At 48.8% G+C, this 21,934-nt stretch carries 22 protein-coding genes; 5 read left to right on the forward strand and 17 right to left on the reverse strand.

The window, feature by feature from the left end; translation table 11 throughout:
• Positions 1–24: 24 nt before the first annotated feature.
• Together BAZ21_RS02545 and BAZ21_RS02550 are read left to right on the forward strand one after the other, a co-directional pair.
• On the forward strand, positions 25–420 hold the full coding sequence (locus BAZ21_RS02545) for a LapA family protein (RefSeq protein WP_068496740.1): 396 nt from the start codon (positions 25–27) through the stop codon (positions 418–420).
• On the forward strand, positions 417–1,454 hold the full coding sequence (locus tag BAZ21_RS02550; protein WP_068496742.1) for a M42 family metallopeptidase: 1,038 nt from the start codon (positions 417–419) through the stop codon (positions 1,452–1,454). The genes BAZ21_RS02545 and BAZ21_RS02550 overlap by 4 nt, the downstream gene beginning before the upstream one ends.
• A 152-nt stretch (positions 1,455–1,606) precedes the next feature.
• Here the strand turns inward: BAZ21_RS02550 and BAZ21_RS02555 are convergent, their stop codons facing one another.
• The 8 genes from BAZ21_RS02555 to hemE all read right to left on the reverse strand — a co-directional run bounded on the left by BAZ21_RS02555 (position 1,607) and on the right by hemE (position 11,124).
• Positions 1,607–3,556, reverse strand: a complete 1,950-nt coding sequence (locus BAZ21_RS02555) for an ABC-F family ATP-binding cassette domain-containing protein (protein WP_068496744.1) — start codon at positions 3,554–3,556, stop codon at positions 1,607–1,609.
• Positions 3,557–3,704: 148 nt separating this feature from the next.
• Complete coding sequence (locus BAZ21_RS02560; protein ID WP_068496746.1) at positions 3,705–4,511, reverse strand: DUF92 domain-containing protein; 807 nt, start codon at positions 4,509–4,511, stop codon at positions 3,705–3,707.
• A gap of 160 nt (positions 4,512–4,671) precedes the next feature.
• The gene (locus BAZ21_RS02565) at positions 4,672–5,295 is read right to left on the reverse strand and encodes a fumarylacetoacetate hydrolase family protein (RefSeq protein ID WP_068496748.1); all 624 of its coding nucleotides are present in this window, start codon (positions 5,293–5,295) and stop codon (positions 4,672–4,674) included.
• A 38-nt stretch (positions 5,296–5,333) separates the two neighbouring features.
• On the reverse strand, positions 5,334–6,104 hold the full coding sequence (locus BAZ21_RS02570) for a glycerophosphodiester phosphodiesterase (protein WP_068496750.1): 771 nt from the start codon (positions 6,102–6,104) through the stop codon (positions 5,334–5,336).
• Between the two features lie 33 nt (positions 6,105–6,137).
• A complete protein-coding gene (locus tag BAZ21_RS02575) occupies positions 6,138–7,517 on the reverse strand; it encodes a CapA family protein (RefSeq protein WP_068496753.1) in 1,380 nt (459 codons plus the stop codon).
• Positions 7,518–7,653: 136 nt separating this feature from the next.
• Complete coding sequence (hemY, locus tag BAZ21_RS02580) at positions 7,654–9,099, reverse strand: protoporphyrinogen oxidase (protein ID WP_068496755.1); 1,446 nt, start codon at positions 9,097–9,099, stop codon at positions 7,654–7,656.
• A gap of 7 nt (positions 9,100–9,106) precedes the next feature.
• The gene (gene hemH / locus BAZ21_RS02585; RefSeq protein WP_068496757.1) at positions 9,107–10,048 is read right to left on the reverse strand and encodes a ferrochelatase; all 942 of its coding nucleotides are present in this window, start codon (positions 10,046–10,048) and stop codon (positions 9,107–9,109) included.
• Between the two features lie 29 nt (positions 10,049–10,077).
• Positions 10,078–11,124 (reverse strand): uroporphyrinogen decarboxylase, encoded by a 1,047-nt coding sequence (gene hemE, locus BAZ21_RS02590; RefSeq protein WP_068496759.1) that lies wholly within the window; start codon positions 11,122–11,124, stop codon positions 10,078–10,080.
• A 232-nt stretch (positions 11,125–11,356) separates the two neighbouring features.
• Between hemE and BAZ21_RS02595 the strand changes: the two genes are divergently transcribed.
• Positions 11,357–12,577, forward strand: a complete 1,221-nt coding sequence (locus BAZ21_RS02595) for an MFS transporter (RefSeq protein WP_068496762.1) — start codon at positions 11,357–11,359, stop codon at positions 12,575–12,577.
• A gap of 112 nt (positions 12,578–12,689) precedes the next feature.
• Here the strand turns inward: BAZ21_RS02595 and BAZ21_RS02600 are convergent, their stop codons facing one another.
• Complete coding sequence (locus tag BAZ21_RS02600) at positions 12,690–13,334, reverse strand: O-methyltransferase (protein ID WP_068496764.1); 645 nt, start codon at positions 13,332–13,334, stop codon at positions 12,690–12,692.
• Positions 13,335–13,505: 171 nt separating this feature from the next.
• On the opposite strand from BAZ21_RS02600, the gene BAZ21_RS02605 reads away from it, so the two are divergent.
• Positions 13,506–14,660, forward strand: coding sequence for a THUMP domain-containing class I SAM-dependent RNA methyltransferase (locus BAZ21_RS02605; protein ID WP_068496766.1), 1,155 nt, complete (start codon positions 13,506–13,508; stop codon positions 14,658–14,660).
• 242 nt (positions 14,661–14,902) lie between these two features.
• A complete protein-coding gene (locus BAZ21_RS02610) occupies positions 14,903–16,882 on the forward strand; it encodes an LTA synthase family protein (protein ID WP_084011494.1) in 1,980 nt (659 codons plus the stop codon).
• 105 nt (positions 16,883–16,987) lie between these two features.
• Here BAZ21_RS02610 and BAZ21_RS02615 read toward each other — a convergent pair whose 3' ends face one another.
• The 8 genes from BAZ21_RS02615 to BAZ21_RS02650 all read right to left on the reverse strand — a co-directional run bounded on the left by BAZ21_RS02615 (position 16,988) and on the right by BAZ21_RS02650 (position 21,928).
• On the reverse strand, positions 16,988–17,257 hold the full coding sequence (locus tag BAZ21_RS02615; RefSeq protein WP_068496768.1) for a hypothetical protein: 270 nt from the start codon (positions 17,255–17,257) through the stop codon (positions 16,988–16,990).
• 99 nt (positions 17,258–17,356) lie between these two features.
• Entirely contained in the window at positions 17,357–17,578 is a 222-nt protein-coding gene (locus BAZ21_RS02620) for a DUF1450 domain-containing protein (protein ID WP_007429791.1), read from the reverse strand.
• 23 nt (positions 17,579–17,601) lie between these two features.
• Positions 17,602–17,904, reverse strand: a complete 303-nt coding sequence (locus BAZ21_RS02625; protein WP_068496770.1) for a heme biosynthesis protein HemY — start codon at positions 17,902–17,904, stop codon at positions 17,602–17,604.
• 151 nt (positions 17,905–18,055) lie between these two features.
• Entirely contained in the window at positions 18,056–18,322 is a 267-nt protein-coding gene (locus tag BAZ21_RS02630; protein ID WP_068496772.1) for a hypothetical protein, read from the reverse strand.
• Between the two features lie 139 nt (positions 18,323–18,461).
• Positions 18,462–19,718 carry a M14 family metallopeptidase gene (locus BAZ21_RS02635; protein ID WP_068496774.1) on the reverse strand — a complete coding sequence of 419 codons (1,257 nt, stop codon included), beginning with the start codon at positions 19,716–19,718 and terminating at the stop codon, positions 18,462–18,464.
• A gap of 119 nt (positions 19,719–19,837) precedes the next feature.
• Positions 19,838–20,647: a glutamate racemase gene (gene racE / locus BAZ21_RS02640; protein WP_068497076.1), complete on the reverse strand. Its 810-nt coding sequence runs from the start codon at positions 20,645–20,647 to the stop codon at positions 19,838–19,840.
• A 209-nt stretch (positions 20,648–20,856) separates the two neighbouring features.
• The gene (locus BAZ21_RS02645) at positions 20,857–21,183 is read right to left on the reverse strand and encodes a YtxH domain-containing protein (protein WP_068496776.1); all 327 of its coding nucleotides are present in this window, start codon (positions 21,181–21,183) and stop codon (positions 20,857–20,859) included.
• Positions 21,184–21,280: 97 nt separating this feature from the next.
• The gene (locus BAZ21_RS02650; protein WP_068496777.1) at positions 21,281–21,928 is read right to left on the reverse strand and encodes a helix-turn-helix transcriptional regulator; all 648 of its coding nucleotides are present in this window, start codon (positions 21,926–21,928) and stop codon (positions 21,281–21,283) included.
• Positions 21,929–21,934: the final 6 nt, after the last annotated feature.

Raw genomic sequence — 21,934 nt, forward strand, 5'->3', positions numbered from 1 at the left:
AATGGAGCGGGAGGAGGTGGCAATTTGAAAACACAATGGTCTTTAATCGCTGCTCTTGTTATCGCCTTGTTAACGGCTGTATTTGCGGTCATTAATGTGAAATCGGTTCAAGTGAACCTTCTGTTTAGTGTAGTGAATATCCCCTTGATCCTACTTATTCTTGGCTGCACTCTTTTAGGTGGACTTATCGTCGGTTCATTCGGTATCTTCCGCCAATATAAGCTTCAGAGAGAACTTAAACGTCTGACTGCTCAGCTTCATACACTGCAAGAAGAGCATAACTCCGCGATGAAAGCAAACGCGGGCATGGCCTATGACATGCTTGATTCGCCCAGCACGTTGTCTACGTCCGACAAAGATACAGAGCAACCGTCCTCTAACCCTGATCGGTTGTCCAAAAGAGAAGGAGCAACAAAATGACGATTCAATTGAATGAAAATTACATGATGAGCTTTCTACAACAGCTGCTGAACACGCCCAGCCCCAGCGGGTATACTCATCATGTAATGGAACTGATCCACAAGGAAGCCGAAAGCCTCGGGGTTCCGATCGAATGGAACGCCAAGGGAGGCGCCATCTTGACCTTGGAAGGTCAAGAAACAGGCCATATGCTGGCGCTGAGCGCGCATGTGGATACATTGGGCGCGATGGTGCGCTCGATTACCAATCAAGGCACCTTGCGTCTGACATCCGTCGGCGGCTTTACGATGAATAGTATTGAGAACGAATACTGTCTTATTCATACCAGAAGCGGACAAACGTATACGGGCACCATTCTGTCCACTCATCCATCCGTGCATGTCTATGACGATGCAAGAGGTTTTGAGCGCAAAGAAAGCCATATGGAAATACGGATTGACGAGCTGGTCGAATCAAAGGAAGACGTGATTCAGCTTGGCATTGCTGTGGGCGATTTTATTTCGTTTGATGCCCGTCCGATCGTAACACCGAGCGGCTTCATCAAATCACGGCATCTGGATGATAAAGCCAGTGTGGCTGCGTTATTTGGTTTACTGCAATCCGCCGTATACGAAGGCTGGAAGCCTCGGCATACCGTTAAACTGCTCATTTCCAACTATGAGGAAGTAGGACACGGAGCGGCATACATACCCGAAGGAATCACGGAGATGATAGCTGTCGATATGGGCTGTATAGGTGAAGATCTGAGCTGCAAGGAAACGGATGTTTCGATCTGTGCCAAGGATTCCTCCGGGCCCTATGATTATCATATGACGACTCGTCTGATTGAGCTGGCCAAAGAGCTTCATATTCCGTATGCGGTTGATATTTATCCGCACTACGGCTCGGACGCCTCGGCTGCACTGAAAGCAGGCAACAATATCCGGGCAGCACTGATCGGCCCCGGTGTACACGCCTCCCACGCGATGGAGCGTACGCATAAGCAGGCTGTGTTGAACACTGCCCGTCTGCTTGCGGCTTATGTGACGGTTTAATCTGGATGATGACAACCGCCCTGTTACATCAGACAATAGACCAGTAATTAAAAAAAGCAAGTCTTCCGGTTTTACGGAGACTTGCTTTTTTAGCCTGAGCAACAAGAAAAAAATCGCTCCTGCACCATGTTGGTTACGTGCTATATGAATGCTTATGACTTGCTTTGCTCAATTTGCTCGGCAAGCTCGTTCAGGTAGGTCCAGCGCTCCATTTGATATTCCAGATGCTCTTCGGCCTTCGCTTGCTCAGCCATAAGCTCCTGTAGCCGGGCCGAATCACTGAAAGCCTCTTCCATTTGTCGCTGGATGTCGGCTAACTTCTCTTCGGCTTGTTCAATCAGGTCGTCAATTTGCTCATATTCCCGCTGTTCCTTAAAGGTGAATTTAAGCTTGGTTTTGCTTGTCTCCTTGACCGAATTCGAAGCACCTGCTGACTTTGGCGCAGAAGACCGAGCCGAAGAAGCTGTACCCGGCGAGACAGGCGTAGCCGTAGATGATTGAGCATTTTTGCTCATCCATTCTGCATACTCGCTGTAGTCGCCCACATGCACTCGTACCTGTCCTTCGCCCTCAAATGCCAGTATTTTATCCACTGTCCGATCCAGGAAGTACCGATCATGAGAAACGATGAAAACCACGCCCGGAAATTCATCCAGATAGTCTTCCAGTACAGAAAGGGTCTGAATATCCAGATCATTTGTAGGCTCATCCAGTAGCAGCACATTAGGGGCGGACATCAGGACACGCAGCAGGTACAAGCGCCGTTTCTCCCCCCCGGACAATCGCGAAATCACCGTCCATTGTGCGTTGGGCGCAAACAGGAAACGCTCCAGCATTTGTGCAGCTGTAATCGTTGATCCATCTGCTGTACGAATTACTTCAGCCTCTTCCTTGATGTACTCAATGACACGCAGTGATTCGTTCATCTCCTGATGCTCCTGAGTAAAATAGCCGAGTTTCACAGTCGGTCCCAGTACAACACTGCCGGAATCCGGTTCCACGAGCTGGGCAATCATTTGCAGCAGGGTAGATTTCCCACTGCCATTGGGACCCAGGATACCGACACGATCCCCTGGAACCGCGATATAGCTCAAATCCTGTATCAGCTTGCGGGAATCTACCGATTTGGACAGATGCTCCAGCTCCAATATCTTTTTGCCGAGACGCGTAGAGGCTACGGACATTTCTACAGATCCTGAACGAGCTTCCGGCTGCTGATCCCTGAGCTGCTCATAGCGCTCAATACGCGCTTTCTGCTTGGTCGAACGAGCCTTTGCTCCCCGGCGAATCCAGGCCAGCTCATTACGCAGCAGGTTTTTCCTTTTCTGTTCCGATGACGCTTCCCGCTCCTCGCGCTCTGCTTTCAGCTCCAGAAAACGGGTGTAGTTGGCCTCATAACGGAAAAGCCGTCCATGATCCAGCTCCAGCATGACATTCGCAACTCGATCCAGAAAATAACGATCATGCGTGATCATTAATAGCGCACCGCGTCTTTTTTGTAAATATTGCTCCAGCCATTCCACGGACTCATTATCAATATGGTTGGTAGGCTCGTCCAGAATGAGCAGCTCGCAGGGTTGGATCAAAGCCGCCGCTAAAACTACCCGCTTGCGCTGACCGCCGGAAAGGACGCCCATACGCTCTTCAAACTGGGTAATTCCCAGCCGGGTAAGTATATTTTTGGCCTCGCTCTCCAACTGCCATGCCTGGAACGTATCCATTTGCTGGCTTGCCCGCAACAGACGGCTTTGAAGCTCCTCGCTGCCCGGATTCAGTTCCAGCAACTCCATGGTTTCCGTGTATTCACGCACGGCTTTCATTTCTGGCTGGTTGCCGTGAAAAATATGCTGGAGTACCTTCATCTCAGGATCAAACTCTGGGTTTTGCGCCAAATACTGAATACGTACATCATTGTTCACTGCAATATTTCCATCATCTGGCGGCTCCAGTCCGGAAATTACTCGTAAAAACGTCGATTTTCCGGTACCGTTCACACCGACAACTCCTATTTTGTCATGTTCATCCATACCAAAGGAAGCATCCTGAAACAACACTTTTTCACCATAGCTTTTCGTTATATGTTCAACGGTCATAATATTCATACGGATTCCCTACTCTTCCCCAGTTTTGTACTGCATCCTGTTTATTTTAACACAGACACAGCTAATGATTAAAAAAAACCGTTACCTGAACCATGTCAGTACGGTTTTTAGCTACAAAATGTCAGGATTAAAAAGGATTAGGGCTCTCTCAGATTAAAAGAAAAATACCTGCAAGAGCAATCAGCCCTCCGAAAATAGAACTAATGCTATTCACCCGATCATTACTCATCCAATGCCAGCCACGCACATAAACCGTTGCTTGTCCACAATGCGAGTCTACTTCTACTTCCCGCCCACAAACCGTGCAGGAACGCATCCGCTGTACCGTAGCACCAAGATAGGAATCAGCAAAGGCCCCCGCACTGCCGGATATGCCTCCAATCAATGCCCATAGCCATATCGACAAGATCGGCGTCCCTATGGCATATTCAAAGGCCCATGCACCTATTCCGATCAGTACGCCCCCAGTCAAGGCCGCAGTCGTTCCCATTGCAGATACGCCTCCCGAGGTTCCGGGTGCCAGCACCTTCCCGTTAAGCACCGAACGCGGCGGCTTACGGCTCAGACTGCCGAATTCCGTTGCCCACGTATCGGATGTGACTGTAGCCATGACACCAACAAATGCCAGCTGCCAGGCCATGTGGGGCCATATGGCATACCCCAGACATAGCAGCATACCTAATCCACCATTGGCCCATACCTGGCCTGCATCTCGATTGCCGGTTTTGGCATACGATTTTTCAAGCTCTGCCTTGCGCTCCTTTTTGAACCTTGACAGGAGAGTTGATGTAATGAAGAACAAGAGCAAAGTACCGAACCAGAACAGATTGCCTGCCCCATAATACACAGTTCCCATCAATACAGCCGCGACAAAGCCGGATAACGTTAAGGATTTTTTATAAAAAGCAGCCCCCGCCACCACAGCAGCGCCAAGCAAGCCAATGATCCAGTCCATGAAATACCCCCGCTTGTGAATGGAATCTTTCTATTATTGTGCATCGCTCTACGCTGATATAAAAGCCGTGCCCGATGCTTTGGCACAGGACACGGCCTTTACAATTCTTACTTATAGGGATCGACCTTACTCATCTTCATTCAGTTTTTTCACAGACTATTTAGGCGATGGTGCAGCTTCCCTGACGATCACTTCCCCAGAAAAGCTCGAAGCGATCCCCGCTTGTGATAGGACCAACACCGTCCGGAGTGCCTGTAAAAATGATATCACCCTCACCCAGCCCATAATGAGTCGCTATGTATTCAACGATGTTTTCGATGGAAAAAATCATATCCCTGATATGACCGCGTTGTACTTCCTGTCCGTTTTTGAGCAAGCTAAAATCCTGCTGCCCCAGTACGTCCAGGTTCTCCAAGGGCAGGAAAGGCGTCACAGGAGCAGCCGACTTAAAGCCCTTGGCAGCCGTCCATGGATGACCTTTTTTCTTAAGAGCACTTTGTACATCACGCAGCGTAAAATCAATGCCGAATGCAAAAGCGCTCAGACACGTATCTACGGACATCCCCGGCTCGTAATTACGCCCGACAGCCACAACCAGTTCAGCCTCAAAATGAATATCACCTTTCCCCTGAGGAAGCTCCAGCGTGGCACCATCCAGCGGCACAACCGCATGGGAAGGCTTTAAAAAAATCATCGGTTCTGTAGGAACATCATTCCCCAATTCCTCTGCATGCAGCTTATAATTGCGTCCAACACAGTAAACATTACGAATTTCCGTGTTCATTACAACCGCCATCCTTCCCACATATGTAGTACATTGATTTAACGAATAAGATTACGTATATAATGCCACAATCGGTGCTTGGAATGCAAAAAAACCTGCTCCCAGCGATCCGGCCAGTTGGTACAAATCATCAATTCAGGATGCAGTGCGGACAATCTCCGCATGATACGGCGGTCATCCACCGTCCACGCCATAACCGTAATACCACGTCCCGTCAGGTTCTTCAATAGACTACGATCCAGACGCGGATAGCCCATGGATAAAAAAGAGCATTGCAGCTTCTCCAGTTGCTTCGCCAAATCGTCCGGACGCGCGTCGATAATCAGTCCGGTACGGATCTCAGGTGCCAGCTCTTTGGTGCGGCGTAAAGCAGCACGCTCAAAGGAGGTCAATACCACCTCACCCTCCATGTCCCTCATCCTAATTTCACGGAGTACGGCTTTTTCCAGACCTGGATACATATCACCCGCTGTTTTAAGCTCAATATTGAGTGAAACCCGGCCGTGGCACAGATCCAACACCTGTACGAGAGAAGGGATTTTTTCTCCGTAATATTTCGCATTTTTCCAACTACCTGCATCTAGTTGTTGCAGCTCTTTCCAATCCGAGTCCTTTACCCGTCCCGTCCCATTCGTCGTTCGCTCCAGCGTAAAATCATGGATGACCACCGGAACACCGTCCTTCGACAGTTGTACATCCAGCTCAATCCAGTGTACAAACGGCTGCTCCAGCGCAAGCCTAAAGGCCGCCATCGTGTTCTCGGGAGCAATGCCTGAAAAACCACGGTGAGCCACGCACAAATGATTCATCCCAATCATGACCTCCATCCACAAAGGAGTTCTTCATCTTACTGTACCATCCGCACCTATCGTGACATTTCCCGGCGACAGTGCTGCTACTCTCTGCAAAATTTTGCTGGCCTCCGCATCCTTCAGCGGGATCGGTTGACCGAGCTCGGCCCGGTAAGGAGTCAGTTTCATGTCGCAAGCCCCGCTACGGGTACAGGTTGCCTGAAATATCGCTGTGTCCCAAGTGGCTGGCACCGTTGATTTGGAAAAAATAAAATTGCCTGTGCTGTATGCGATCCATTTGCCTTTATATTGCTCCAGCCCTTGAAGCACATGCGGGTGACCGCCGATGACAAGATCGGCCCCGGCATCAATAAAGGCGTGCGACAACTCGGTTTGATGTGGCTCCAGAGTAGTGGCACGCTCCTTCCCCCAATGGGCAATGACAATCACCAGATCTGCCTGCCTTCGTGCCTCGCGGATGGACTTCACGATGGCAGTCGAATCATATGCTCCGGCAACACCAGGCTGTTTGACACCTGCATTCCAATTGGCCTCAGGCATGACACGTGTAGCTCCCAACAACGCAATTTTAATGCCTTTGCGGTCAAAATAGTGCGGCGCGTACGCTTCTTTGGCATTACGTCCGGCTCCAGCATGCGCTATACCCTTTTCATCCAAATATTTCAGTGTATCCAGTAATCCGCCTGTACCCTGATCCAAAATATGATTATTGGCCAGATTTACAGCATCTATCCCTGCTGCGGCCAACGCAGTTAACGCCTTGGGAGAAGATTTATACACATAGGTTTTATTCAACGCACCGACACCACCGGTTGTCACCGGCGTTTCCAGATTGGCAATCGTCAGATCGTCTTTGCGAAACAAGCTTCCAAGATATTGATAGGGAAAATCAAATCCGTTCTTCTCCAGCCTCTGCTCAACTTTACCGGAAAACTGCACATCCCCTACAAAGTGAAGTGTGACTGTGGATGAAGCCTTCCCGTCATTCTCCTGAGGTGAACCCGAGTCTGAAGTGTTGCCTACGGGGGCTTGCGTATCAGACGGTGTCACGGAACGATTGCCCGTATCTACAGCAGCATCACCAGCTTGCTTCGTGCCATCGTCAGCAGCATGCTCATCTACATTGGAGCCATCGTTCAGTTGTTTACTGGACAAGGCTGTAACATTTTTACTAACCGGGGCAGAAGAGCGTTCTTCCCCAGCAGGCCCTGTTGAGATTTTGTTCGCTGATTGCGATAGCTCTCCGTTGTCCGCAAGTGTGCTGCTGCCGCGTTCAAATATGTAATAATAACCGAAAAGGCCTATGATCATTAGCAGCAGGACAAGATTCGTCATAATCCAAGCCTTGCCTATTTTGATTTTTCTCGCTTTCTTCCTACCTTCATTTCGCTTTGATCTGGGAGGGTGCATTCTTCACTCCTTCTATGCCATAGCATATACATGAATTCCTTTAATTCAGCGAATTTTTCACCTTCTCCATTATATATCAAATTTCAATATAAATAGAACCCCTCGCCTGAAACACGAAGGGCTTATCATCGAACATTTACACCTGTACCTTGACCACTTCCTGCTGTGTCGCTTGGACGGCATTAGCGGCCCACTCCTTGGCCTGACGGATGCAATCCGGCAAGCCGATCGCATCATAGCCAGCGCCCAAAACATACACTCCCGGCATGGCAGTTCGCAGTTCTTCCCGCAGATCGGCTATAGCCTGCGGATGCCCAACTGGATATTGCGGCATGGAATTGCGAAGGCGTGTGATTTCCGTAAACAGTGGAGTCGCCGTAACTCCCATCATTTCTTTTAAATCCTGCCGTACCAGCGCAATCAAATCATCATCCGGCAGGTCCACGGTTTCTTCCTCTCCTGCTCGCCCAACATAGCAGCGCAGCAGCACCTTATCATCCGGGCTAGTATGCAGCCACTTGGCAGACGTCCACGTACAAGCCGTCACACTGCGTCCCTCTTTGCGGGGAACGAGGAAACCGGAACCGTCAAAGACGTTCTCAATATCTTTTTTATCGAAGGCCATGACCACGTTTGCCACGGATACGTAGTTAACGGCCTCCAGTGCAGCCACATTCACATGCTCTCGCAAGAGCGATGCAGCGGCAAAGTTTGGAGTCGTTACAAAAATATCGTCCGCCTCCAGCGTCTCTCCATTGTCCAGTATAACGCGATAGGCGCTATCTTCACTTTCTGTTGTCTTTGTGAATTCGGTAACAGCAATTCCCGTGCGCAAATCACAGTCATGCAAATCATTCAGCAACGCATGAACTAAACTTTCCAGGCCTTGACGAAAGGTCAAAAAGACGCTTTTTTTCGTGCCTGTATGCGTCTCGGCTGGTTTTCTCCCAGTCATCATCCCGTGAATGAGGCTTCCGTATTGCTGCTCAACCTCAGCAAATTGCGGGAAGGTCGCCTGCAAACTTAGCGTCTTCATGTTGGCGGCGTAGATACCGGCCAGCAGCGGCTCGGTCACATTCTCCAGCACTTCCTTGCCCAGTCGGCGTTCAATAAAATCACCCAACGCCTCATCTCCCGGTTCATGGCGGGGCGGAATGACAAAATCCATCATAGCCCGTAATTTCCCACCCAAGGAGATCAATCCGCTGCGCAGAAATGGTTGCAGCTCTGTTGGAATGCCCAATACCAGACCGGGAGGCATCGGATGAAGCTTTCCTTCATGCAAAATGTATGTCTTTTTGGCGTCTGGGTTCGTGCCTACCAGCTCATGATCCAGCTCCAGCTCTTTCGCCAGGTCTACCATGGCCGTTTTACGGGCCAGAAAGGAATCCGGCCCCTTTTCAATCACAAACCCGTCTTTATGCAGCGTTTCAATTTTGCCGCCCAGCACAGGAGCCTTCTCCACCAGTGTAATTCGTGGTGTGTAGCCAGCTTCCTTGTACATTTTCCGTGTGTAAAAAGCTGCACTAAGTCCGGTCAAGCCTCCGCCTACAATCACAATCTTGCGTAATTTTTGCTCCATTATGTCCTCATCCCTTTTTCCATTGGTCTATGATGACATCACTAAGCGTCTCCATATACAGCGGATCACTGTTGAGTGAATCTATGCGCTGAAAACGCATATCCAGCTCCTTCGCTAAAGCCTGCGCTTCAATATCCAGATCGTATAGCACTTCTAAGTGATCGGATACGAAGCCAACTGGCGCAGCGAGCACATACTCCACCTGCTCTTCCTTGAGACTGTGCATGGTATCCAAAATGTCAGGCCCCAGCCAAGGCTCTGCTGTACGACCGGCGCTTTGCCACGTAAACTGCCAATTGGTAATTCCCGCCTTGTCTGCAACAGCCTGCGATGTAGCCATTAATTGCTCCACATAGGGATCACCCATAGCCAGAATCCGCTCAGGCAAGCTGTGTGCACTGAACAGAATACGAACCTCGTCCCGATTGGCCCCGGCTTCTTCAAAAAGCGCCAACTTGGCATTCACACGCTCGGTGAGCGTTTTAATCAGCTTTGGATGAAGATGATAGCTCTCCACAAAAGAGATGGCCAGATCAAGCTCCTGTGCCTTGGCCTGCGCACGCTTAATGTAAGTACCAACACTCATAACAGAATAATGCGGAGCCAGCACGACACCCACCGCTTTACGGATGCCATCCTGCACCATCGCTTCCACACCATCCTCAATAAACGGCTTGGCATGTTTGAGTCCCTGGTAACAGATAAATTCAATGTCCGGGTTGCGATTCTCCCGATTTAAGGTTTCCTGCAGGTTTTGAACCTGACGATCCGTATTCTGACGCAGTGGAAAAACACCGCCCACAATAGCTTCATAACGGTCTTTTAATTCTTTTAATTGCTCCGGCGAGGGGGCATTGCCGCGACGAATATGTGTATAATAGGCTTCCACCTGATCCAGACTCTCCGGCGTCCCGTAGGACATGACCAGTACACCCACTTTGGTTTTCATTAGCAGTCACCCCTTGAATATTTCTAATGTCAATTCTTTGGCAAAACGGAGCGAGAATACTCGTGTACATATTCGGTAAGCTCTCTTAGCTTATCTAGCGAGGCTTCAGGAAATAAACCGTGACCCAGATTAAAAATATATCCTGGCTCCAGTATTCCTTCATCAATGATTTTTTTTGCATACTGCTTGATAACATCTATTGGGGCGGTGAGCACATAAGGGTCCAGGTTTCCCTGCACACCAAAACTGTTCCCCAGACGCCGACGTCCTTCAGGTATACTTACCCGCCAGTCCAGTCCAATCACATCGGCTTTTACCCCACTTAAGTGGGGGAGCAACTCACCGGAGCTTACACCCGGAAAATAAATTTTAGGTACATTCAGATCGGACAATTCATGAAAAATACGTGTAATGGTGGGCAGCACATAAGTCTGGAAATCATAAGGCGTAAGCGCGCCTACCCAGCTATCAAACAATTGAAATGCCTTACCGCCGTTAGCGATATGGGCACGAACGTATGTAATAACCATATCCCCCAGCTTATCCATCAGACGATGCCATAGCTCAGGCTCTCCATACATCATCGCTTTGGTGCGAATATATCCTTTGGATGGTCTTCCTTCTATTAAATAGCTTGCAATTGTAAAAGGTGCTCCAGCGAACGTAATTAATGGCACTTTCAGTTCACGGTCCAAAATACGAATCGTTTCCAAAATATGACCCAGATCGCGTTCCACATCAATCGGACGCAGATTGTCTACATCCGCAGCTGACCGGATCGGATTATCAATAACCGGGCCAATATTTTTGACAATATCAAAATCAACCCCAAGCGAGGCTACCGGATTCATAATATCAGAATATAAAATAGCAGCGTCCACCCCAAGCTTGCGCACGGGCATTAAAGTCACTTCTGCGGCCAACTCGGGCTGGCGACAAATTTCTAGCAACGTGTATTTTTCTTTAATTTTGCGATACTCAGGGTCATACCTTCCGGCCTGCCGCATGTACCATACGGGAATATGATCCACAGCCTGCTTGCGGCAAGCGCGAATAAAGGTATCATTGTAGGTCATGACTTCAGCCTCCAGTTCGAATCATAAATACTATATTTTATTATGCCCTTTTTCAAGAGTCGTAACAACCGCCGCTCTCGAACAAAACATGACAAACCCATGACATTTGGATAAAGTTTCAATGAAATGTGTTATACTAGAGGAATCGCTTTTTTAAAGCTCTGGGGAAATTATATATGGATAAACATTTATTAGAACAGGATGAGAATGGCAGAAAGGAAGTGAGCGCACATTGAAATCGTGGGAGACATGGAAAATCAACCTTATAGTGCTTTGGTTCGGTCAATTTCTGGTCAACGCGGGTATTACAATGGTAACTCCGTTCCTCGCCCTGTATCTGGCTCAAGACCTCCAAGTAAAGGGAGAGCACGATATCGGTCTATGGGCCGGAGTTATTTTTGCCGCAAACTTTATGACCTCATTTATATTCCAGCCTTTGTGGGGCAAGCTGGCTGATCGATATGGGCGCAAAGTCATGCTGCTTCGCTCAGGCTTCGGTATGGCTCTCGTTATCGGATGCATGGGCTTGGTCACCCATCCCTGGCAGCTGTTGGCACTTCGTCTGCTGAACGGTACGATTTCGGGCTTCAACCCGGCCTCCATTTCCCTGGTGTCGGGTACCACGCCTAAGGAGCGAACTGGATTCGCTATGGGCATTATGCAATCTGGCCAGATGGCTGGCACGATTCTTGGCCCTCTGCTAGGTGGCTTTTTGGCTGACCTGGTCGGGTTCAGACCGATCTTTTACATTACAGGAGCTCTTGTTTTCCTCGCCTCTTTAATTGCAATGTTCCTGGTTAAAGAAAACTTCAGCAAAGCGGAAGCCGCACGCACTCCGCAAATTTCGGTGCTTGCCGGATTAAAGGAGTTAAGCCATACGCCTCAGCTCCCAGCTTTGTTCACCGTAACATTCCTGCTCCAGTTTGCCATGATCAGCACAGTATCACTACTACCATTGTATGTGCAAAAATTATATGGCTCCGCAGAAGGAATCGCACTTATTGCCGGCTTCGTAACGGCCATTACTGGCGTATCCAATATGGTAGCTGCACCGCTGCTTGGAAGATTGAGTGACCAAATAGGAGCACACAAGATTTTGACTATCTCACTACTCGGAACGGCAGTCATGCTCATTCCGCAGGCTTTTGTCAATGAAGTTTGGCAACTTATCATTATCCGCTTTTTTATGGGTGTGTTTATGGGAGGTTTGCTGCCAAGTGTAAATGCACTGATTCGACTGTATACGCCGGAAGGTATGGAAAGCCGCTCTTTCGGCTTCAACACCAGCTCGCTGGCGCTAGGGAATATGCTGGGTGCTGTTATTGGTGGGGTACTGTCCGGGTTTATCGGCATCGAAGGACTGTTCATCATGTCAGGTGTCCTGCTGATCGTCAACATATTCTGGGTACGTGTGAAGCTTTTTAGTCATAAGACCACGCATGATTTCAGGTAAGACAACCCTCTGGTGAAATATAGCCCTCCAGAACAGATAAGAACCTCCGCTCCACGTTACTGTGCAAGGAGGTTCTTTTTGGGTGCAGCTATAGAAGATGGGAGGCTGCGCGCTATTTTACTCTTGCTAGTGCTAAACCATCATAGGCTGGCAAAAGCGTACTGACCAGACGCGGGTCTGTAGCGATCGTTTCATTAAAGCGTCTCACGGCCTGTACGGCAGGCCCATTCTTATCTGTATTCAGCGTACGTCCACGAAGGAAGCAGTTATCCCCGGCAATGATGGCACCCGGCTTTGCCAGAGCAATCGCATATTCCAAATATACCGGGTAATTTTCCTTATCCGCATCAATGAAAAAAAAGTCGAAGGTTCGTCCTTCTTCCTGAAGCGCCTTCAAACTGTCCACTGCAGGCCCAATACGATATTCGACACGGTCACCGTAACCGTTCTTTTCCATATGTCGATGTGCCAGTACCGCATACGCTTCTTTCAGCTCCAATGATACAATTCGTCCCTTTTCTCCCAGTCCACGGGCCAGACATAATCCGCTGTATCCGCCCAGTGCGCCAATTTCCAATACCTCCCCGGCACCCGACACCTCAATTAAAAAAGTCAGCAGCTTGCCATAGGGATGAGCAACCGATACCTCAGGCATCCCCTCTCCAATGATCGCCTCCCTGATGCTGCGCAGCGCTTCATCCTCCTGTACCAGTTGGTCTACATATTGTTCAGGCGTCATATTTGGCGTAATTTCCATGTATCATCTCTCCTTCTTGCTTTTATCATAACGCAGGTTGATCACGGTGTCCTTCGTAAATGATTTGTCTGAATGATTTGCCTGACTGATTTGTCTCTTTGTGTACAATGACCTATACTATAGGGATTGAACCAAGCTTACATGATTATGGGGACGGAGTGAATACGTTTAATGACTCAACTGCAACTAATTGCAACTGCGCCGATGGGACTTGAAGCCGTCGTAGCCCGGGAGCTCAAAGAGCTCGGATATGAGAATCTGACCGTCGAGAATGGCCGCGTCGTTTTTTCCGGGGATTACATGGATATATGCCGATGTAATCTGTGGCTTCGCACATCAGATCGCGTTCTTATTAAAATGGGTGAATTCGCTGCAACTACCTTCGACGAGCTGTTCGAGGGCACCAAAGCATTGCCATGGCAGGATTGGATTCCTGTGGATGGTGAGTTTCCCGTAGAGGGACGTTCGCACAAATCACAGCTTAGTAGCGTACCAGCCTGTCAGGGAATCGTCAAGAAGGCCATTGTAGAAAAGCTCAAGGAAACCTACCACACAGATTGGTTTGCCGAGGACGGCCCTCGTTACGTCATTGAGGTCATTCTATTGAATGACCGGGCATTGCTGACGCTTGATACGACCGGGCCAGGGCTGCACAAACGCGGCTACCGCAAGCTTGTTACCGAGGCCCCTCTCAAAGAGACGATGGCTTCTGCTCTTATTCAGCTTAGCCGCTGGAGCCCGGATCGCCCCTTCTACGATCCGTGCTGCGGTTCCGGTACTTTATTGGTCGAAGCCGCCATGCAAGCCTGGAATATTGCGCCAGGCCTGAGACGCACCTTTAATTCCGAAAACTGGCCTGTCCTTGGCAAAGAGTTATGGAATCAAGCTCGCGACGAGGCGATGGATTTGACCCGCGATGATATTCCTTTTGAGATCGCAGGCAGCGATATTGACCCAAGTGCCATCGAAGTGGCGGAGGCGGCTGTGAAGGCGGCAGGCTTTGCTAAAGACATCTCACTGAAGGTGATGCCTGCAAGCAAGGTCAGACTCGAGGGCCAATATGGTGTAATGATTACAAACCCACCTTATGGCGAAAGACTGGGCGAGCAAGCCGAGGTGGAAAAGCTGATCCGTACACTCGCACGCACGGCAGCCGAAATGAAGACCTGGTCCTTCTTTGCGATCAGCTCCACCAAGCAATTTGAGCATTATTGGGGCCGCAAGGCAGACAAGCGCCGCAAACTGTTTAACGGCCGGATTGAATGCCAATACTATCAGTATCTAGGTCCTCTACCTCCGCGTCGCAAAGATATTTCGCCGTCGTAGTCCTAAATAGATGTAGCTCAGGCCAGGAAACGAACCCTCGTTCGACTCCTGGCCTGGTTTGTGCTGCACAGCCTGATAAGCGGTATCGCTGCATCTATTACTGAAAGGAAAATGCTGTATTTTTATTACTTAATCATTGAAATGCGCCAGATGAGCGCTATAATTATTAAAGGCATTTCGGTTTTAACATGATGTTAATCTATAGTTTATACTAGCCGAACATTTCTGCCGGAGGGGGTAAAGTGTTGGTTATTCGCACGGCCAGTGCAAGTCGCACTGGAAACATGTTCAGCAGATTACTGCTGTCCCGATATTTCGGGTTGGGTCTGTTTTTTGTATTTATGATTGGCAAGCTCGTGCTGATTCATTATAGCCTGCATGCCCAAAATATTGACATGAATACGCTGGATTATGTCATCGCTATTGGCTCGCTCTTGCTTGTGAGCTTCTGGACCTTGTGGCTGCCACGTCGCGGACGTTTGGTTGCGCTGGTGGTGCTCGATATTCTGCTCACCGCGCTCATTTATTCCGACATGGTCTATTATCGGTATTTTCAGGATTTCATTACGATTCCCGTCCTGCTTCAAGCCGGACAAGTTGATTCCCTGGGGGGAAGCATCCTGTCCCTTATGTACTGGTGGGATATTTTCTTTTTTGCAGACTGGATTCTGTTCATTCCGTATCTGATATTCGTGGCTTCCTTAAGGCGTCGGTACACCACAAATGATACTTATGTGGAAACGTCCCGAAGCTCGCTGACCAAGAGATTTCTGCTTGGCTTCTCCAAAGGCGCTCTGGCATTCCTGATTGGCTATATTTTCACCTTTGGACCGATCAAATATTATACTTCCACGTGGGCAACCGGCATATTTGTCGGTAATTGGTGGTCGATGGCCTTATACAATGTAACCGGATTGATCGGATTCCACGGATATGATATCTACCGTTATGGTCAGGATCATTTCGGACCTCAGCCTACATTGGCTCAAGCGGAATCCAATAAGGACAAGGAATGGTTTAATCAGCATCAGAGGCTGCTTCAAGTGAAAAATGACCTGTCCGGCAAGTATAAAGGCAAAAATGTGATGGTCATTCAAGCTGAAGCGTTCATGAACTTTTTTATTGGCAAACAGATCAATGGTCAAGCGATTACGCCTAACTTTGACAAGCTGATGCAGGAAAGTATGTATTTCAACAATTATTTTCACCAAACTGCACAGGGTCGCACTTCGGACGCGGACTTTTCTACACATGCTTCATTGCATCCGCTACCTACGGGTTCGGTATTTATCCGTTATGCAGACCATAAATTCGATACATTGCCTTCTATTTTAAAGGATACTGGCTATAGTCCAAATGCGTTTCACGTATACGACAGCAGCTTCTGGAACCGCTACACGATGTACAAGGCGATGAATTATGACAAGTTCTACAGTAAAAAAGATTTTGAAATAGATGAGCCACTGGGCTGGTCATTGGGAGACAAATCCTTCTTCCGCCAAACGCTCAATGATCTCACGACCGAAGTCAAACAACCGTTCTATGCCTATATGGTCGGCATTTCCAGCCATCATCCGTACAACCTGTCCCCTGACGCAGTAGATCTGGATGTCGGCGAGTTTGAAGGCACGATGTTCGGAGACTATCTGAAATCCGTCCATTATGTAGATGAAGCATTGGGCGAACTGGTAGAGCAGATGAAGAAAGACGGTTTGTGGGACAATACGATCCTGATGTTCTACGGAGATCATGACAACTCTATTAAAGATAAAGCACTGTATGAAAAGTTTCTGGGCAAGCCACTCACAGACTTGGACATGCAGAAGATCATGAACCAGGTGCCGCTGCTTGTGCATCTTCCTGACGGAAGTCATGCTGGAACCTACACGGAACCGACAGGACAGCTGGATTTGACGCCTTCCGTCATGCATCTGCTCGGGATCTCTACCAAACCCTATCATTTTATGGGGAACGATCTGTTTAGCGGAAAACCGCGTATGGTCGTGCTGCGCAGTGGTGCTTTCACGGATGGTCAAGTGTACTACATTCCATCTGAGGATGGTACATTCTCCAAAGGGACCTGTTACAACCTGTCTACAGGCCAGCCTACGGATGTGAATGCCTGCGGGCCGGGGTATACCGAGGCTCTCAATCGGTTGAACATTTCCGATCAGGTCATCACGTACGACCTCATTCGCCAGTGGGAATCACAAACGAATTAGTGACGAGGGAAACAAAAAATCCCGATCAATCAGCCTATACGTGCTGTTGATCGGGATTTTTGTATTCACAGTCGCTAGACTGCGCTCATTTGCAATGATGAATGCTTAGGGACGCAACGTCTTTTTCGCCTGCTCAAGCCGCTCTGCCTCTTCATCCAGCATTTCCTCGGCAACTTCTACTGCATCGTCACCAAGACTATCCTTCGCCTGCTGTATGGCATGCTCTGCATGGGTACGAGACTGCTCCGCCTGCTCAATCAATTGCTCAGCCGGATGTGACAACGCCTGAGACACGGCATTGTGGAGCTTGTCCACCGAGTTTTGTGTCTGGGCCTCGACACTGTGATCGTCGAGATTGGAATCATACTGGGCCATGAGTCACTCCTCCTTCTTCTGGGCAGTGGTCTACACCCATTAGCATGGATCAGAAGAAGGGAAACTATGCAAAAAGTTGTGAATACTATGCACCGGGAGCTATTTTATAAAACGCGCAGCCTTTTCCAAGACCTCATCCTCTGTGGCCGCACTCACATAACGTCCGTTCACATACACAAACGCCCGTTTTCCACAAGGACCGCAATACGATTTGCAGCCGATTTTGATCTCGGCATCCGGTGCCATCTTTTGCAATTTGGGCAAGATTGTTTTCAAGCGAATATGATTACATTCATCACATACGCGAATATCATTGGCCATCTGTCATTCCTCCGTGCTACGGCTTAATGGTCGCCGTGATTACCTTGGGAAGGGTTAGTAATGACAAATCCTTCTTCGGGGAAGTACAAGTAATCAATTTTCACACCATCCAGCAGTGGCTGACCGGTTTCCAAAATAACATCAATACCTTTATCTGTAGATACTACAGTATCTGTCTCTTTAGGCGTGTCCAAATCAAGCCCGTAATGAGCATGATCTCCGTGAGCATGAGTAATGACAACACGCAAGTTTTTCCCTTGGTTCTCTGCCTTATCCAGTTCAAGCTTCAATACTTTGGCTGCGTTACGAGTAATTTTGCAGTTCATGTAACTTCATCTCCTTCATATTCTTTAAATGAAATGTGGTCTTTGGGATACCTGTCACACCACATAATTTTTCTCAGCATAACAAAAGGCAATATTCCTATTGTAAAGAAAATTGCAAAAAATCGCAATCACGAAATTCATAAGTTCGCGTTTACCGAACACGTATATGCTGCTTTTCAAGCACATCGGGATACTTTCGTTCGACACGGGTTACAAACCAATTCATGAGCAGCAGCGTCACCCCAATGTCATCAATGGGCATAAAGGGCATGACATCAGGCAGCACCCAATAAAGCAACACAGGAACGGCAAAAAGTAATTTTTCACTCCAAGGAATCTTCGAAGAGGTAATCAATCGAGGCATACGCCGAATTACATGTGACCATTGACGGAGAGACAGTAATCTTTTCCACTTCATAGGTTGTTCACTCCATTTCCAATGCTCCTAAGCAGTATATATACCCGTTAAAGGGATACATAAAGAGGAACACTTGTAAAAAACGTGTTCCCCCTACATACGTTCGAATGAATCATTGCGTTTCAAATGGCTTAGTCTTTCACCATGACAGCACCGCTGCCATTAACATACCCACTTCTGCTGCAATGTCGTCGTAATCACGCATGGGCAGCGGGTTTACACCCAGACCGACCTCAACCGTAAACCCCGGTTTACCAAACCGCTGTATAAACCAATCCTTGTAGCCTGCATCGCTGCCCCCGAGCTTTACCGCCCGATATCCTGTCGCGGCAGCTAGCCGCAAGGCCAAATCTCTGCTCTCCTTGGGCTCCAGATCCCGATAATTCCAATAGATTTCCTGTCCCTGACTGTGGATGGATAGCACCATATCAAACTGTTCGCGCTCCGTCAGATCGACAAGTGCCCTGGATTCCGGCTCAGACAAAGGTGCAGGCCCTGCATAGTCTCTTCGAGACGGCCCTGTTTTACCGCGTCTGCGCACCTCCTCTTCCCAATACGCCGGAAATTGATCATTGAGGTCGACACCACGAATATTCGCCTTCCACCCCCGATAATCAGCACGGCCTTCATTCCATTTTCTCAGCTCTTGATACATCGGATGAGTCGGAAGCACACCCTGCTGCACCAGTTCTACCCCGTCCGGGTTGACCATCGGTACCACCCATAACGAAGCGTGCTCCAGCAAATCCTGCGGAGAACCACCATACACCCATGTTGAAGTTCCCGCTTGCTTCGCTCGCTCACCCCGGAACTCCTTTTCTTCCTGTTCCCCAGCAGCACTGATTCCTTGCGCATATTGCTCTATAAAACGCAGCAAACAAGGCGTCGTCAGCCATTCATTCGCATGTACAGAGGCGTTGGCGTGAATTTTTCGCGGTCCCCTCCCGATGCGTACATAGGGGATATCCTTCCCCATGACACTCGTGCCGATGCTGCCAACTTCAATAAACGGATACCTGCGGGCCAAGGCCGCAAGGTCTTCCATCAAATCCTCATACCCATACTCTCCACGCAAACGTACAATCTGATCCTGATGACCAACAGGAATAACAATTGTTTGTCCTTCCACAAACTCATGCTCCGCAAGTTCGGAATTGGCCAACAGCAGCTCATCAAGTTCCACACCAAACTGCTTGGCAATCTGCCTCGCGTACTCACCGGGCTGAATGACGTATTGACGATCCGCTGACGGGCGAATATATAGCACTTGACCACAAATCAGATAGGGTTGAGTGGTGGCCCACGGATTATCTGCGATCAAAGTATCCGCCGTTAATTTAAAAGCCGAGGCGACTCGGTGTAATGTATCTCCTTTTTGAACGATGTATTCCCTCATCTTCTACGCCCCTTCCATCTGCCTTAATGCATGTTATGCAGATGCTGCGTGTCTTGATGTAGCGAAAAGCAAAACAACCGTCTTCTTTTGTCCAATGACAAAAAAAGACGGTTGACTCGTCAATCCAGATTGGTCACTTGCCAGACGACAGGGGTTTGCCGAATTTGCTCCCCGAGCCACTGAGCGGCAATGCGCTGGAACAATTCCGGATCACCGGAGCAAAAAAGCTGATGCACCGGCGTTTCATCCCCGGCCTCCAGCCTGCCCTTGTTATACAAAATGGTACTCGTCTCACGAGCCGTTTCGTCTGCCGAGCTAATCAGCTTCACCGCAGGGCCCATCACTTCCTGAATCGTTTCCTTTAAAAAAGGATAATGTGTACAACCCAGAATCAGGCAATCAATCGGATACATTTGAATGGGCTTCAGCGACTCCTTCACAACCTGCGATGTCGTCTTTGAACGGAACTGTCCCTTTTCCACCAAAGGAACAAGCGCAGGACAAGCGTGGCTCACCACGTCTACATAGGGAGACAATTGCTTGAGCGCAGCCGTGTAGGCCCCGCTTCGGATGGTACCGACAGTCCCAATCACCCCGACATGTCCGGTGGCAGTTGCGCTGATCGCAGCACGAGCCCCGGGATGGATGACTCCAATCACCGGAATGGACACCTTTTGGCTTATATAGTCCAATGCCGCGGCTGTTGCCGTGTTGCAAGCAATAATAATGACTTTCGGATCAAACTGAATCAGAAAATCAACCATCTGCTCCGTAAATTTTTTAACCTCTTCCGATGGTCGGGGGCCATACGGGGTGCGCGCAGTATCTCCAAAATAAATGATTTTTTCCCGCGGAAGCTGACGCATGACTTCTTTGGCAACCGTCAGACCTCCTACACCGGAATCCAATATTGCAATCGCTTGCTGCACGTACACACCGCTTCCTTTTTTGTTCAAATATAAGTTGTTCCCTCTCGGGAAGCTATCCGTTGCTACATACCTTATGTCGAATTCATGTAAAAGGTACCCCAAAAGATTACCCTAAAACGATGAAGTGAGCAACAAAAAGACTTCACCCGAATGGGAGAAGCCACGAATCCAAACGATATTCAGTTATTTCACCCATCACTTACAGACAATTACAGAGCATCTTCTTCTGTATCCTCTTGAACAGGAGTGGATGAAACGCTAGCCTCGGGAATCATTCCGCCGTCTTTTTTACGCCATTGCCCAATTTCATGAATGACGGCTGAGGCCGCTTCCTTAATCTTGTCGGTATACTGGATGGAGGTATCTGAAATTTTCCCCGCAAGCTCTTGTCCCTTATTGCTTACGTGACGCGCCTGATCTGTAATATCCTGACGCAGCTCGCGACCTGATTTGGGGGCAAATAACAACGCAGCCAGCGAACCGGCAAGACTACCTGCCAACGCGCCACGGATAAAGCTTTTGTAGTTCTCCTTCATCATCATCTCTCCCTTGTGCCCGGGCGAATGCCCATCTGTTAGTGCATTATAAGCACGGGAAGCTTGTCATGATACAGGGAACAAGCCAGAAAAGCTTTTACTTTTTTCGGGAGCGGATACGGTACAGGCAGCAACGGCCTCCATCTGCCAAACAATCCTCACGGACCACCTCGGCATCAAGCAGCTCCTCGAACATTTGCTGTTCACATTCACAAGCCTTGCGGTAACGGCCTGCAATTTGAGAAATCGGACAATTATATTCCACAAGAGAATAACTGCCATCCTCTTCCTCGCGCCACTCTGCCATATAACCGGAAGCATTCTGGATACCTGAAAGCTTTTCCACACGCGAAGCCAGTGTAGTTTCATTTTCCATATAGGGGGCGTACCGCTTCATCATTTTGCGTTTTCTACCATCAAACAGAGAGTGAACGGCTTCCATTCCCTGCTCTTCATCCAGTTCCTCTAGCAGTTCCAGCAGCAGATGATCATAATTGCGGGGAAACTGCTCACTGCCCTGCTCGCTCAAACTGTACAAAAACGTCGGACGTCCCATCGCCTGTCTCACAATCGTAGCAACGATCAGCCCATCCTGCTCCATCAATTTGAGATGCCTGCGCACCCCCATTTCAGTAATGCCCAATTGAGCTGCCAAGCTTCCGACGCCCACAGGTCCCTGGGTTTTCAATAGTGTCATAATCATGCGCCTGGTGGGCATTTCGGGTACGATATACTTATCCGTCACTTTTGC

Source organism: Paenibacillus kribbensis (genome assembly GCF_001705305.1).
Lineage (GTDB): Bacteria > Bacillota > Bacilli > Paenibacillales > Paenibacillaceae > Paenibacillus > Paenibacillus kribbensis_B.